This is a genomic window from Streptomyces sp. NPDC017943 (assembly GCF_044328425.1).
Lineage (GTDB): Bacteria > Actinomycetota > Actinomycetes > Streptomycetales > Streptomycetaceae > Streptomyces > Streptomyces djakartensis_A.
Window position 1 is genome coordinate 189,510 of sequence record NZ_JBIRHH010000012.1, and the last position, 14,346, is coordinate 203,855.

Sequence of the window (14,346 nt, forward strand, 5' to 3'; positions counted from 1 at the left end):
TCCGTCACCTGCCGGGGGTCTGGGTGGGGCCGTCGGTCATGGCCTCGGGGGCGAGGACCGGGGGGATGCGGGTGTCGGTGCGGCGGACGCCGGAGGCGGGGCCCGGGACGCCCTTGACCTTGCCGTCGGGGCCGAGGAAGACGGGGTCGCCGCCGGGGACCATGCCGAGTTCGCGGGCGCGGCGCTGGAGGGCCTCGGGCGCGGAGTAGGCGTCGATGTCCCGCTGGAGGGCCTGCTCCTCGTCGGTGAGGCTCTTGGTCTCGCGCTGGAGGTCGTCGAGCTTGAACGCCCCTTCGCTCAGGGCGGAGTTCAGCACCAGCAGGCAGATGAGTCCGCCGCCGAGGAGGAGGACGACCAGGAGGACGAAGGGCGTACGGGCCGCCCGGCCCGGGCCGTTCGGGAAGAGCCGCGCGAGACGGGCCGCTCTGCCCTTCAGTTCGGGTTTGCTGCTCACTCACGCTCCTCGGTCCGGGGCGGCCGGCCGCGGCTCACTCGACGTCCGCCCTGATGCGCTGTGCTCCACGCAGTCGCGCGGGAGCGGCACGCCGGTTCTCGGCGATCTCCTCCTCGGTGGGGAGTTCGGCACCCCGGGTCAGCAGCTTGAGCCGCGGCTGGTAGCGCTCGGGCACGACGGGCAGCCCGGGCGGCGCGGTGGTGGCCGCGCCGGCCGCGAAGACCTGCTTGACCAGCCGGTCCTCCAGCGAGTGGTACGACAGCACGGCGATCCGGCCGCCCACGTCGAGGGCCTTCACGGCGGCCGGGATCGCCCGCTCCAGGACGGACAGTTCGCCGTTGACCTCGATGCGCAGGGCCTGGAAGGTCCGCTTGGCGGGGTTGCCGCCGGTGCGCTTGGCGGCCTGCGGCAGGGCGTCGCGGATCAGCTCGACCAGCCGCGCGCTGGTGGTGAACGGCTCCTTCTCGCGCTCGCGCACGATCGCGGCGACGATCCGCTTGGCCTGCTTCTCCTCGCCGTAGGCCCGCAGGATGCGCACGAGTTCGCCCGGCGGGTAGGTGTTGAGGACCTCGGCGGCGCTCATCCCGGTCGTCTGGTCCATGCGCATGTCGAGGGGGGCGTCCTGCGCGTAGGCGAAGCCGCGGTCGGCCTCGTCGAGCTGCATGGAGGACACGCCCAGGTCGAACAGGACGCCCTGCACGGCCGTGATGCCGAGCCGGTCGAGCACCTCGGGCAGTTCGTCGTAGACGGCGTGCACGAGGGTGGCGCGCTCGCCGTGGGGTGCCAGGCGCTCGCCGGACAGGCGCAGGGCCTCCTTGTCGCGGTCGAGGGCGACGAGGCGGACGCCGGGGAACCGCTCCAGCAGGGCCTCGCTGTGGCCGCCGAGACCCAGGGTGCAGTCGACGACCACCGCGTCCGGGCCCTCCAGGGCGGGTGCCAGCAGATCCAGGCACCGCTGGAGCATCACCGGGACGTGTCGACTCTGGCTCAAGGGGCCCTCTCAGATCCGGCGGCGCCGGGGGCGTCAGCCGACCGGGAGCGGGAGGAGGCCGAGCCGTACGTACGCGCCGCGCACGCGGGGAGATCTCCGGTCGTCGCCGGGGTCTCCGGGGAAGTCATGGCAGCGAGGAGGTCCCGCCTCCCGCTTCGCGTCACTTTAGTCCACGGTGTCTCGCGGTCAATCAACCGGCCTGCGCGTCGCAGCCGCCGGCGCGGGAGCCGCCGGCGCACGCCTGTGCAATACCTCACAACCCCGTCCGGCTGACAATTTTTGTCCACTCTCACAGGAGGTTCGCAGGGGGCCCGACCAGTAACGTCATGACTATGACGACTTCTGCATCGGTTCCCACGGGTTCGGAGAACGCCGCGAACGGTGGCGGCACGGTCACGGACCGTCTCGTCGAGGCGAACGCCCGCTACGCCGCCTCCTTCACCGACCCGGGAATGGACGCCCGCCCCGTCCTGAACGTCGCCGTCGTGGCCTGCATGGACGCCCGCCTCGACCTGCACAAGGCCCTCGGCCTGCAGCTGGGCGACTGCCACACCATCCGCAACGCGGGCGGCGTCGTCACCGACGACGTGATCCGTTCCCTCACCATCAGCCAGCGCAAGCTGGGCACGCGCAGCGTGGTCCTCATCCACCACACCGGCTGCGGCCTGGAGAGCCTCACCGAGGACTTCCGCAACGAGCTGGAGGCCGAGGTCGGCCAGCGTCCGGCGTGGGCGGTGGAGTCCTTCCGGGACGTCGACCAGGACGTGCGGCAGTCGATGCAGCGCGTGCGCACCTCGCCGTTCGTGCCGCACACCGACGACGTGCGCGGTTTCGTGTTCGACGTGAGGACCGGCCTGCTGCGCGAGGTCGACCCGGCCTCCTGACCGGGGCCCGCGGCCCGGTGACGTGGGCCGCCCACCGCAGGACCACGGAAACGGCCCGCTGTCGAAATCCTGTCAGTCACGTGTTCGAATGGCCTCAAGGCCGACATATCGCGGCCAGTTGTCCACAGTCGAGTGACACGAATCGGTAACGGCAGCAAGAATGCGGGAGTGGCGTCGCGCGGGGCCGTGCGCGCGTGATGCCCGTGGTTCGGGGTGGGCCGGCCCGCGTCCATGCGGCGCCGGCCCGGGAAATTGGGGTAACCCGTGCTCCCTGGGAGAGCGGGAAAGGCCGAGGAGGGCCGGGTGACGACCTATGACGATCGAGCGAGCCTCACTGATCTGACCGCCGTGGTGGAGCGCGTGCGGGAGTCGGTGGAAGGCGTGATCGAGGGCAAGCCCGAGGTCGTACGGCTCTCGCTGACCGTGCTGCTGGCCGAGGGACACCTGCTGATCGAGGACGTCCCGGGGGTCGGCAAGACCATGCTGGCCAAGGCGCTGGCGCGGTCCATCGACTGCTCGGTGCGGCGCATCCAGTTCACGCCCGACCTGCTGCCGTCGGACATCACCGGCGTGTCCATCTGGGACCAGCAGCGGCGCGACTTCGAGTTCAAGCCGGGCGCGATCTTCGCGCAGGTGGTGATCGGCGACGAGATCAACCGCGCCTCGCCCAAGACCCAGTCCGCGCTCCTGGAGTCGATGGAGGAGCGCCAGGTCACCATCGACGGCAAGACCTACGAGCTGCCCAGCCCCTTCATGGTGGTGGCGACGCAGAACCCGGTCGAGATGGAGGGCACCTACCCGCTGCCGGAGGCCCAGCGCGACCGCTTCATGGCCCGCGTCTCGGTCGGCTACCCGAGCGCGGAGGCCGAGCTGCAGATGCTGGACGTGCACGGCGGCGTCTCCCCGCTGGAGGACCTCCAGCCCGTGGCGCACGCGCACGAGATCCTCAAGCTGATCGAGGCGGTGCGCGGGGTGCACGTCGCGGAGCCGGTCCGGCGCTACGCGGTCGAACTGGTCGGTGCCACGCGCACGCACCCGGACCTGAGACTGGGCGCCTCCCCGCGCGCCACGCTCCACCTGCTGCGCGCGGCGAAGGCGTCCGCGGCCCTCAGCGGCCGTGAGTACGCCCTGCCGGACGACGTGCAGGCCCTCGCCGTGGCCGTCCTGGCCCACCGTCTGCTGCCCACCGCCCAGGCTCAGCTCAACCGCCGCACGGCCGAGCAGGTCGTCGAGGAGATCCTGCAGGGCACCCCGGTCCCGTCCACGCCGCAGCAGAGCGGCTACGGCGCGGTGGGCCGGGCCGCACCGGCCTACCCCTCGCACCCGCCCCGGAGGCTGTGATGAGCGCCGCGGGGACGGGGCAGGCGGTGGCCGACCGGGGTGAGAAGGGCGGCATCCGCACCGCCCTGGCCGGTCTGACCACCCGCGGACGCTCGTTCCTGGCCGCCGGAGTCGCGGCCGCCGTGTGCAGCTATGTGCTCGGGCAGGGGGACCTGCTGCGCGTGGGCCTGCTCCTGGCGGTGCTGCCGCTGGTGTGCGCGGCGGTGCTCTACCGCACCCGCTACCGGGTCGCCGGCAGCCGCCGCCTCTCCCCCGCACGCGTGCCGGCCGGCAGCGAGGCGCGGGTGCACCTGCGGATGGACAACGTCTCGCGGCTGCCCACCGGCCTGCTGATGCTCCAGGACCGGGTGCCCTACGTGCTCGGGCCCCGGCCTCGTTTCGTGCTCGACCGGGTGGAGGCCGGCGGCCGGCGCGAGGTGTCCTACCGCGTCCGCTCCGACCTGCGCGGCCGCTACCCGCTGGGCCCGCTCCAGCTGCGCCTGACCGACCCGTTCGGCATGTGCGAGCTGACCCGCTCCTTCTCGTCGTACGACACGCTGACGGTCATCCCGCGGGTGGAGCCCCTGACACCGGTCCGGCTCGCCGGCGAGGCCCAGGGGTACGGCGACGGACGGCAGCGCTCCCTCGCCCTGGCCGGCGAGGACGACGTGATCCCGCGCGGCTACCGCTACGGCGACGACCTGCGCCGGGTGCACTGGCGCTCCACCGCCCGCTACGGCGAGCTGATGGTCCGCCGCGAGGAGCAGCCCCAGCGCGCCCGGTGCACGGTGCTGCTCGACACCCGGGGCATCGCCTACCGGGGCGCCGGACCGGACTCGGCCTTCGAGTGGGCCGTCACGGGCGCCGCGTCCGTGCTGGTGCACATGCTGGAGCGGGGCTACTCGGTCCGGCTGCTGACGGACACCGGCAGCACGGTGCCCGGCGAGGGCGGTGACGGCTTCGCCGGCGTCAGCCAGGAGTCGGCGGACGCGGCCGGGCTGATGATGGACACCCTCGCGGTGATCGACCACTCCGACGGGGCGGGCCTGTCCCGCGCCTACGACGTGCTGCGCGGCGGCAACGAGGGGCTGCTGGTGGCCTTCCTCGGCGACCTCGACGAGGAGCAGGCCGCGGTGCTGGGCCGGATGCGCCAGCGCAGCCCCGGGGCGGTCGCCTTCGTCCTGGACAGCCGCACGTGGGTGCGGGAACCGAGCGACGTGCCCGGCCCGTCGGACATGAGCGGGGAGCGGCTGCGCATGCTGCGCGAGGCGGGCTGGACGGCCCTGGGCGTGCCGCGGGGCGCCTCCCTGGACGGGTTGTGGCGGCAGGCGGACCGGGAGCGCCGGGGTGTGGCCGCCGCGAGCGGCGGGGAGGGACCGCGATGAGCGGGCGGATACGACTGACCCTGGGGGCCTGGGCGGCCACGATGCTGGCCGCGTGCGCGCTGCTGCCCCTGGTCCAGCCGGCCACGTGGATCGTGCAGGCGGCGTTCCTGCTCGCCGTGCAGGCGGCCGTCGGCACGGCGGCCCGCAGGGTGCCGCTGCCCCGGCCGCTGACGGTGGCGGCCCAGGCCGTCGTCACGGTCGTGCTGCTGACCTTCCTGTTCGCGCGCGAGCAGGCCCTGGCCGGGCTGATCCCCGGCCCGCAGGCCCTGGACCGTTTCGCGGTCCTGCTCCAGCAGGGCGGCGACGACATCGCCCGCTACGCGATCCCGGCGCCGCTGGACTCCGACGGCATCCGGCTGATGCTCATCGGCGGAGTGCTGATCATCGGCCTGCTGGTGGACACCCTGGCGGTGACCTTCCGCAGCGCCGCCCCGGCCGGGCTTCCGCTGCTCGCGTTGTACTCGGTCGCGGCGGGGCTCTCCGACGGCGGCACGGACTGGCTGTGGTTCGTGCTGGCGGCCGCCGGCTACCTCATGCTGCTGCTCGCCGAGGGCCGGGACCGGCTCTCCCAGTGGGGCCGGGTCTTCGGCGGGCCCACACGCACCGCCGGAGCCGAGGAGACGGGCACCGTCGCCCCGGTCCGCACGGGCCGGCGCATCGGCGTGGTCGCGCTGGGCATCGCCCTGGTGGTGCCGCTGGGCCTGCCGGCGATGAACGGCGGCCTGCTGGACTCGGTGGGGACGGGCGCGGGCGGCGGTGCGGGCGGCGGGGGCACGATCTCCGCCGTGAACCCCCTGGTGTCGCTGCGCGACAACCTGAACGCGGACGAGGACCGGCAGGTGCTGTCCGTGCGGACGAAGATGCCGGACGTCACCGACCTGTACTTGCGGATCGTGTCGCTGGACGACTTCGACGGCACCACCTGGAAGCCGTCCCGCCGGTCCATCACGGCCGTCCCGGACGGCACGTTCCCCACGCCGGCCGGCCTCAGCCCCGACGTGAAGCGCACCGAGGTCGCCACCACGATCTCGGCGGCGGACTGGTACGCCCAGGACTGGCTGCCGATGCCGTACCCGCCGAGCAGCGTGCGGATCGGCGGCAACTGGCGCTACGAACCGCAGGGCATGACCCTGGTCGGCGACCACGGGCAGAACACCCGCGGGCTGACCTACCAGGTGGAGAGCCTCGACGTGCAGCCGACGGCCAAGCAGCTGGCGTCGGCCGGTCCGCCGCCCGCGGACGTCCTGCGCGACTTCACCGAGCTGCCCGAATCCCTGCCGTCGTCGGTGCCGCGCACCGCCCGCAAGGTCACCGCGGGCGCGGCCGACCCGTACGCCCAGGCCGTCAAGCTGCAGGACTGGTTCGCCGTGACCGGCGGCTTCGAGTACGACACGCAGGTGCAGGTCGGCAGCGGCTCGCAGGCCATCGCCCGCTTCCTGCGCGACAAGCAGGGCTTCTGCGTGCACTTCTCGTTCGCCATGGCGGCGATGGCCCGCTCGCTGGGCATACCGGCCCGGGTCGCGGTGGGCTTCGCGCCGGGTTCCCCGCAGGCGGACGGTTCGGTGTCGGTGGGGCTGCGGGACGCGCACGCCTGGCCCGAGCTGTACTTCGAGGGGGTGGGCTGGACCCGGTTCGAGCCCACGCCGAACCGGGGCTCGATGCCGTCGTACACCCTGCCCGACACCCCGGACAGCTCGGTGCCGGAGTCCGCGCGGCCGTCGGAGTCGGCGTCCGCGGCACCGTCCGCGGCGCCTTCGCGCAGCGAGGAGTGCACGCCGGAGCAGAAGAAGCTGGACGGCGGCTGCGCGAGCGAGTCCCCGCAGGCGGCGCTCCCCGTCGGTGACGACGGCCCGAAGTGGTACGCGCTAGCGCTCTGGACGCTGGCCGGTCTGGCGGTCCTGGCCCTGCCACTGGCGCCGATGCTGTGGCGCATGCGGACCCGGGCGGCCCGGCTCGGGGCCCACGGGCGGGGTGAGGCGGACGCCGTGCCGCACACGCTGGCCCTGTGGCAGGAGCTGACCGACACGGCGTGGGACTTCGGCATCGTGCCGGAGGAGTCCTGGACCCCGCGCAAGGCGGCCGCCCGGATCGTCCGGCTCGGCCGGCTCGACGCCACCGCGGCGGCCTCGGTGCACCGGCTGGCGGACGCCGTGGAGCAGGCCCTCTACGCGCCGCGGCCCCGGCCGGTGGCGGGGCTGACGGAGGACGTCCGGCTCGCGGCGGCGGGCCTCGGCGCGGCGGCCGGCCGCTCCACGAGGCTGCGCGCCCGTGTGGCCCCCCGCTCCACGGTCCGCGTGGTGTGGGCGGCATCGGCCTGGTGGTCGGGCGTGCGGGCACGGGCCCTGGCCCTGCGGCCGACCTGGCGGAAGGCGTCGGGCCAGCAGGGCTGAGGCACCGCGCGGGCATCCGGCCGGGCCCGCGGGTCGGCCCCGGCCTTCCGGCGCCCGGGTTCCGGCCCGCTTCCGCTAGTGCGCGCACATGCGTCAGGGGGTGACCACCGAGTCGGTGGTCACCCCCTGACACATGGGATCACGTGGCGCGGAAGAGGCCATTCGAGGGGCTAGTGGCCGCCCTGCTCGTCACGGCGCTTCTGCCAGCGCTGCTCGATGCGGTCCATCATGGAGCGCCGCGAGCGGCCCTGACGGCGGGCCTGCGGCCCTCCGGCGGCACCGGCGGCCTGCTGTTCGCCCGGCTTGGGCGCCTTGCGCCATCCGGTCACCGCCAGCACGGCACAGCCCAGCATGACGAGGAAGCCCACGACACTGAGCCACACCTGCTTGGCGACCATTCCGGCCATGAGGAGCGCAATACCTACGAGGAAGCCCGCGACCGCCTGGTAGACCCGCCGCCGGGTGTACGTACGCAGCCCGCTTCCCTCGAGCGCCGACGCGAACTTGGGATCTTCGGCGTACAGCGCTCGCTCCATCTGCTCGAGCATGCGCTGCTCGTGCTCCGAGAGCGGCACGGAGTCCTCCTCATCGTGCAGTCGCCGGGGCGACCCGGGGGGTCCCTTCAGGATAGGCAGGGAATCGCCCCCGTGAAACCCGCCCCTCTGCGCCAATTGCCAACCGGCACCCGCCATGGACATCCGGCTCGCTGAGGCTTCCATTCCCCGGCGGCCGACCCGTCATGCCGGAACGGTCTCCCTCGATCATACGGCGCGAAGCCCCCATTCGGGGGGCCTGTGGCGTACTCCATGCGCAGCAGCGCCGCTGATCAGCGGCGGTGCCTCAGGAGGCTGCTCAACTCCCGGCGGTCCCGGTGGCCCCACCGGCATCGCCGGTCCCCGCGCCCCCGGCGGGCTCTTCGGCCCCGGCCGACTCCGCCAGGACGTGGAGCTGCGTGGCGACGGACCGGAACGCCGGGAGGCCGGCGGCGGCCTCCTCCAGCTTCAGCAGGGCCTCCAGCGCTCCCGGCTCGGTGTCCACCAGGACGCCCGGCACCAGGTCGGCGAAGACCCGCACGCCGTGCACGGAGGCGACCCGCAGGCCCGCGCCCTCGACCAGGTCCGTGAGCTGCTCGGCGGTGAACCGGCGCGGCACCGGGTCACCCGAGCCCCATCGTCCGTTCGGGTCGTCGAGGGCCTGCCGGGCCTCCTTGAAGTGCCCGGCGAGGGCCCGGGCGAGCACGGCACCGCCGAGACCGGCGGCGAGCAGGCTCAGGACGCCGCCGGAGCGCAGCGCGGCCACGGCGTTGCGGATGCCCTCGGCCGGGTCGTCGACGTACTCCAGGACGCCGTGGCACAGCACCGCGTCGTAGCCACCGCGCTCGGCGACGTCGAAGAGGCCGTGGGCGTCGCCCTGCACGCCCTTGACCCGGTCGGCGACGTCCGCCTCCGCGGCGCGGCGCTCCAGGGCGAACAGCGCGTTGGGGCTGGGGTCGACGACCGTGACCCGGTGGCCGAGGCGGGCCGCGGGCACCGCGAAGTTGCCGCTGCCGCCCCCGGTGTCGAGGACGTCGAGCGACTCCCGGCCCGTGGCCTTGACCCGGCGGTCCAGGGCGTCCTGGAGGACCTCCCAGACCACGGCGGTACGGAGTGAGGCGCGGGGGCGCATCGGGTCCGGCACGGCAGTTGACTCCTCGGCGCGGCACCGCCTCTTGCACGGCGGCGCGAACGGGGTGCCTCCCCCGGCGCCGTACGAGCGGGCGGGGAAGACCTCAGGCGTCCCCCACCCTATTGCCTCGGGTGGGACGACCCGCTGCCCCGGTCCGTGGACGGCCGCGCGGCGAGCACCCGGCCCTACCCCGAGGATCGGGGTCCGTCAGCCCGCGTCCGGCATGTCCCGCTCCCGGTCCGGGCCCTCCGGGCGGTCCTGGTCCGCGCGGGGCTGCGGAAGCACCGGCTGGAGGACCAGCATGCGCTCCACGAGGCGGAGGAACATCGACACGTCCCGTATCAGGTCGTCGGCGTCCCGCTCGCCGGCCGCGCCCTGGATGCCCGCCTCGGCACGGGCGCGGCGCCGGGCGCCGGCGGCGAAGAGGGCGCTCCACTCGGCCAGTTCGGGCGCGATCTCCGGGAGCACCTCCCAGGCGCTTCGGATCTTGGCCCGGGCCCGGGGAGACGTCTCGGGCCGGCCCCGGGCGGCGAGCACGGCGGCGGCGGTGCGCAGCGCGGCCAGATGGGCCGTCGCGTAGCGCTCGTTGGGGGTTTCCAGGACGGTGGCCTCTTCGAGACCCGCGCGCGCCTGGGCGAGCAGGTCGAGGGCGGCGGGCGGGGCCGAGGCCCTGCGCAGCACGGGGTGGACATCGCTCGCCGGGCCGGTCAGTGAGGGGGCAGGGCCGGTGGCGCGGCGCCGGCGGGCGGCTGCTGCGTTGTAGGTGGCCATGACGAACCTCCTGTCGTCTGTGTGACGGCACGTCAGTGCCGTATGCCCCCATCGTGCGGTATGGCACTGACAATCCGATCCGACCTGCGGTTTTGCCTCGCTCGTAGGTTCGGAGTAGTTTTTGCACTGACCAGTCAGTTCAAATATTGGGGAGTCTCGTGGGGGAACGGACGGGAGGGGTGCGGATCGTCGCCGACGGGCTCGGGGTGAAAGGGCCTCGGGGCTGGGCGGTCCGCGGGGTGTCCGTCGACGCCGGGCCGGGATCGCTCGTCGCGGTGGAGGGCCCGTCGGGGTCCGGCCGCACGTGCCTGCTGCTGGCGCTGACGGGGCGGATGAAGGTCGCGGAGGGCACGGCGGAGGTCGGCGAGGCCAGGCTGCCGAAGCAGCTGTCGGCGGTACGCCGCTTCAGCGCCCTGGCACACGTCCCGGGGGTCACCGACCTCGACCCGGCCCTGACCGTCGGCGAGCACCTGCGCGAACGGGCGCTGCTCCACCGGCGGTTCGGCGGTTCGCTGCGCGGGCTGCTGCGTCCGCGCAGCGAGCGGGCGGCGGAGTCGCGGCGTCGCGTCGACGAGGCACTGGACGCCGCCGGGCTCGACGTCGAGGCACTGCCGAAGGGGCCCCGCACGGCGGTGCGCGACCTGGAGCGCCTGGAGGCGCTGCGGCTGTCCGTTGCCCTCGCACTGATCGCCCGGCCCCGCCTCCTGGGCGTCGACGACGCGGACTTGAAGCTCGCCGGACCCGAACGGGCGCAGGTGTGGGACTTGTTGAGGTCCCTCACCGAGGCGGGGACCACGGTGGTGGCGGTGTGCAGCGAGGCACCGGAGGGAGCCGTCCGCCTCTCCACGCACCGGGACCACGACGGTGACGGAGAGGGCGACGGCGACCACGACGCCGGCGACAGCGACGACGCCGGCCGGCGGGCCGCGGGGAACGGCCCGTCCGCCGAGGCCACCGAGACCACCGAGACCACCGAGATGACGGAGAAGACCGGCACCGCGGAGAAGACCGGCACCGCCGACGACGGCCACGCCGACGAGACCGGCCGGGCCGGACAGGGGAAGGGGACGGGCGATGCGTTCGCCGAAACTCGCCGCGCTTGAGCTGCGCCGCTTCGGCCGGGGGAAGCTGCCGCGCGCCGCACTGGTCGCGCTGCTCGTCCTGCCGCTGCTGTACGGGGCGTTGTACCTGTGGTCGTTCTGGGACCCGTACGGCCGGCTGGACCGGATCCCGGTGGCCCTGGTGAACGACGACAAGGGGGCGACGGCCGACGGGAAGAAGGTCACGGCGGGCGACGACATCACGGAGCGGCTGCACGACAGCAAGACCTTCGACTGGCGCGAGGTGAGCGCCGAGGAGGCCCGCCGGGGCGTCGAGGACGGCACCTACTACCTGTCGCTCACCATGCCGGCCGACTTCAGCGAGCGCATCGCCTCCAGCTCGGGCAAGTCCCCGGAGACCGGGGCCCTCCAGGTCCGCACGAACGACGCCAACAACTACATCGTCGGGCAGATCTCCCGGACGGTCTTCAGCGAGGTGCGCCAGGCCGCCTCTACGAAGACCTCGCGGAACTTCCTGGACAAGATCTTCGTGTCGTTCTCCGGCATCCACGGCGAGACCGTGAAGGCGGCGAAGGGTGCCGACCGGCTCAAGGGCGGCATCGGCAAGGCAGAGAAGGGGTCCAAGGACCTCGCCGACGGCCTGCAGGACGCCAAGGACGGCAGCGGCGAGCTGTCCACGGCCCTGACGAAGCTCACCAAGGGGGCCGGTGCCGTGGAGGACGGCACCCGGGGTGTCGCCGACGGCACGCAGCAGCTCGCCGACCGGGTCAACGGCACGGCCGGCAAGGTGGGTCCGTTCCTCAAGGGCAACGAGAAGGCCATCGGCGACACGGCCCGGCTGGTCGCCGACTTCTCGGGCGTGATGCGCAAGCACCTGGACACCCTGGTGGAGCGAGCCCCCACCGCCGCCAAGGACGCCCGCGCCGCCTCCGGCACGCTGAGCGACGTGTACGCCCGGCGCTGCGACGACCCGGTGCTGTCCGACGCGGCCTGCGCCGACCTGAAGAAGGCCAAGGAAGCCGCCGCGGACGTCACCCTCATCGCGGACGACCTCAACACGCTGATCGCGGACCAGGACGGCGACCTGGACCGACTGGACAAGCACCTGGCCACCCTGCAGAAGCAGTCCCAGGCGCTCGCCGACCGCGCACCGCACCTCGCCGAGGACCTCGACGACGCCGTCAAGAAGATCAACAAGCTGAACGACGGAGCGGCCAAGGTCGCCGCGGGGGCCAAGAAGCTGCACACGGGGCTCGGCAAGGCCAAGACCGGCGCCGCCGACCTGGACAAGGGCGTCGGCAAGCTGAAGACCGGTGCGGACGACCTCAACGGCGGCATCTACCAGCTCGTCGGCGGCTCCGGGAAGCTCGCCGGGGGCCTGCACGACGGGGCGGAGAAGATCCCCGACTACGACAAGCAGGACCGCGACCGCCGCACCGAGGTCATGGCCGACCCCGTGCGCATGGCCTCCCACGACCTGCACAAGGCGCCGAACTACGGCACCGGCTTCGCCCCGTACTTCATCCCGCTGTCGCTGTGGGTGGGCGCGATGGTGGCGTACATGCTGATCACGCCGATGAACCGGCGTGCCCTCGCGGCCGGTGCCCCGGCCTGGCGGATCGCGCTGGCGGGCTGGCTGCCGGTGGTGGCGATCGGCGTGCTCCAGACGGTCGCCCTGATGTCGGTGCTGCACTGGGCCGTCGGCCTGGAGATGGTCCGGGCGGCCGGGACGGTGGCCTTCCTGTTCCTCGTGACGGCGTGCTTCGCGGCGATCGTGCAGTGGCTGAACGCCCGCTTCGGGGCGGCGGGCCGGATCCTCGTCCTGGCGCTGCTGATGCTGCAGCTGACCTCGGCGGGCGGCACGTACCCGGTGCAGACCAGCCCCGGCTTCTTCAACGCGCTGCACCCGTACCTGCCGATGAGCTACGTCGTCGAGGCGCTGCGGCGGCTCATCACGGGAGGCGGACTCGGGCCGGTGTGGCAGGCGTGCGTGGTGCTGACCGCGTTCACCGCCGGCGCGCTCGCGCTGACCGCCGTGGCGGCCCGCAGGCGCCAGGTGTGGACGCTGGACCGGCTGCACCCGGAGCTGAGCCTGTGAGTGCCTCCGTCACTTCTCCCGGAAAGGTTCCTGTGACAATCAGGGCCATGGAAAGCAGCAGTGCCGCGTCGGGCGGCAGCACGCGCCGCGAGGCCACCCGGCAGAAGCTCTACGAGGCGGCCGTCACGCTCATCGCCGAGCAGGGGTTCTCCGCCACGACCGTGGACGAGATCGCCGAGCGTGCCGGGGTCGCGAAGGGCACGGTGTACTACAACTTCGCGAGCAAGTCCGTCCTGTTCGAGGAACTGCTGCGGCACGGCGTGGGCCTCCTCACCGCCTCCCTGCGGGACGCGGCCGAGCAGACCGCGGGCCGGGGCGGCAGCAAGGTCGACGCCCTGGACGCGATGATCCGCGCGGGACTGGTCTTCATCGACCGCTACCCGGCCTTCACGCAGCTGTACGTGGCGGAGCTGTGGCGCACGAACCGGGCGTGGCAGTCGACCCTGATGGTGGTCCGGCAGCAGGCCGTCGCGGTGGTGGAGGACGTGCTGCGCGAGGGCGTGGGCAACGGCGAGTTCAGCGACGAGATCGACGTGCAGCTGACGGCGGCGGCGCTGGTCGGCATGGTCCTGGTGGCGGCCCTCGACTGGAAGTCGTTCCAGCCGGAGCGTTCCCTGGACGACGTGCACGCGGCCCTGTCGCGCCTGCTCCAGGGACGCGTGAGCGGCTGCCGCTGACCGGCGAAGCCGGGGTGCGGCCGCGCGGGGCGCGCGGGGCGCGCGGGGCGCGCGGGGCGCCCACTGGCATGCGTGGCACCCGTGGCGCGCATGGCATCCGTGGCACGCATGGCATCCGTGGCACGCATGGCGCCCGTGGCACGCATGCGCCGTGACGCCCGTGGCACCTACGGCGCCCGTAGCACTCGTGCGCCGTGGCGCGCGAGGCCCCGTGGCACCCGTGCGCCGTGGCGCGCATGGCGCCCGTGGCACGCATGGCGCCATGACGCCCGTGGCACCCACGGCGCCCGCGGTATCCGTGGCCGCGCCTGACGCGTATGGCGCCCGTGGCATCCGCGACGCGCGTGACACGTATGGCGCGTATTGCGCGCATGCCGTGAACCCGTGACCCCGTGGCGCCATGGCGCGGTGGCGCCGTGAACCCCGTGACGCCGCGGCACGCGAAGGCGCCGCAGCGCACGAAGGCGCCGGTCCGGATCGGCCGCGTCCCCCGCGGGCCGGGGCGGGCCGGCGCCGTCCGGGCGGCCCCCGACGACCCCCGACCCCCCCCGCTGTGCCCCGCCGGGCCCCCCCGTGGGGGGGCCCCCCGGGGGCCCCGGGGATCCGGCCAGCCCCGGTCCACCCGGCGGGGTCCCCCCGGCCGCGCGGCC

Annotated in this window: 12 protein-coding genes; 7 read left to right on the forward strand and 5 right to left on the reverse strand. The window is 73.9% G+C overall.

Features of this window, described 5'->3' with window-relative positions; all coding sequences use genetic code 11:
• Window positions 1-4: 4 nt before the first annotated feature.
• Both ACH4C6_RS31420 and rsmH read right to left on the reverse strand, forming a co-directional pair.
• A complete protein-coding gene (locus ACH4C6_RS31420; protein WP_398112045.1) occupies window positions 5-454 on the reverse strand; it encodes a septum formation initiator family protein in 450 nt (149 codons plus the stop codon).
• Window positions 455-488: 34 nt separating this feature from the next.
• Window positions 489-1,445, reverse strand: a complete 957-nt coding sequence (rsmH, locus tag ACH4C6_RS31425; RefSeq protein ID WP_398112046.1) for a 16S rRNA (cytosine(1402)-N(4))-methyltransferase RsmH — start codon at window positions 1,443-1,445, stop codon at window positions 489-491.
• A gap of 332 nt (window positions 1,446-1,777) precedes the next feature.
• Here rsmH and ACH4C6_RS31430 point away from each other — a divergent pair, with 332 nt between their 5' ends.
• The 4 genes from ACH4C6_RS31430 to ACH4C6_RS31445 all read left to right on the forward strand — a co-directional run bounded on the left by ACH4C6_RS31430 (window position 1,778) and on the right by ACH4C6_RS31445 (window position 7,424).
• Window positions 1,778-2,329 (forward strand): beta-class carbonic anhydrase, encoded by a 552-nt coding sequence (locus ACH4C6_RS31430; protein WP_398112048.1) that lies wholly within the window; start codon window positions 1,778-1,780, stop codon window positions 2,327-2,329.
• Window positions 2,330-2,632: 303 nt separating this feature from the next.
• Window positions 2,633-3,670: an AAA family ATPase gene (locus ACH4C6_RS31435; RefSeq protein WP_398112049.1), complete on the forward strand. Its 1,038-nt coding sequence runs from the start codon at window positions 2,633-2,635 to the stop codon at window positions 3,668-3,670.
• Window positions 3,670-5,034: a DUF58 domain-containing protein gene (locus ACH4C6_RS31440; protein ID WP_398112050.1), complete on the forward strand. Its 1,365-nt coding sequence runs from the start codon at window positions 3,670-3,672 to the stop codon at window positions 5,032-5,034. The genes ACH4C6_RS31435 and ACH4C6_RS31440 overlap by 1 nt, the downstream gene beginning before the upstream one ends.
• Window positions 5,031-7,424 carry a DUF3488 and DUF4129 domain-containing transglutaminase family protein gene (locus tag ACH4C6_RS31445; RefSeq protein WP_398112051.1) on the forward strand — a complete coding sequence of 798 codons (2,394 nt, stop codon included), beginning with the start codon at window positions 5,031-5,033 and terminating at the stop codon, window positions 7,422-7,424. Before ACH4C6_RS31440 ends, ACH4C6_RS31445 begins: the two co-directional genes overlap by 4 nt.
• Window positions 7,425-7,594: 170 nt before the next feature.
• Here the strand turns inward: ACH4C6_RS31445 and ACH4C6_RS31450 are convergent, their stop codons facing one another.
• The 3 genes from ACH4C6_RS31450 to ACH4C6_RS31460 all read right to left on the reverse strand — a co-directional run bounded on the left by ACH4C6_RS31450 (window position 7,595) and on the right by ACH4C6_RS31460 (window position 9,860).
• Entirely contained in the window at window positions 7,595-7,999 is a 405-nt protein-coding gene (locus tag ACH4C6_RS31450) for a DUF3040 domain-containing protein (protein WP_376323727.1), read from the reverse strand.
• A 277-nt stretch (window positions 8,000-8,276) separates the two neighbouring features.
• Window positions 8,277-9,101, reverse strand: coding sequence for a methyltransferase (locus ACH4C6_RS31455; protein WP_398112052.1), 825 nt, complete (start codon window positions 9,099-9,101; stop codon window positions 8,277-8,279).
• Window positions 9,102-9,296: 195 nt separating this feature from the next.
• Window positions 9,297-9,860 (reverse strand): SAV_6107 family HEPN domain-containing protein, encoded by a 564-nt coding sequence (locus tag ACH4C6_RS31460; protein WP_398112053.1) that lies wholly within the window; start codon window positions 9,858-9,860, stop codon window positions 9,297-9,299.
• A 158-nt stretch (window positions 9,861-10,018) separates the two neighbouring features.
• Here ACH4C6_RS31460 and ACH4C6_RS31465 point away from each other — a divergent pair, with 158 nt between their 5' ends.
• Genes ACH4C6_RS31465 through ACH4C6_RS31475 form a run of 3 tightly spaced genes read left to right on the forward strand, consistent with a single transcriptional unit; the run spans window position 10,019 to window position 13,696 of the window.
• Window positions 10,019-10,963, forward strand: a complete 945-nt coding sequence (locus ACH4C6_RS31465) for an ATP-binding cassette domain-containing protein (RefSeq protein WP_398112054.1) — start codon at window positions 10,019-10,021, stop codon at window positions 10,961-10,963.
• Window positions 10,935-13,019, forward strand: a complete 2,085-nt coding sequence (locus ACH4C6_RS31470) for a YhgE/Pip family protein (protein WP_398112055.1) — start codon at window positions 10,935-10,937, stop codon at window positions 13,017-13,019. Before ACH4C6_RS31465 ends, ACH4C6_RS31470 begins: the two co-directional genes overlap by 29 nt.
• Before the next feature lie 47 nt (window positions 13,020-13,066).
• Window positions 13,067-13,696, forward strand: a complete 630-nt coding sequence (locus tag ACH4C6_RS31475) for a TetR/AcrR family transcriptional regulator (RefSeq protein ID WP_398112056.1) — start codon at window positions 13,067-13,069, stop codon at window positions 13,694-13,696.
• Window positions 13,697-14,346 lie beyond the last annotated feature (650 nt).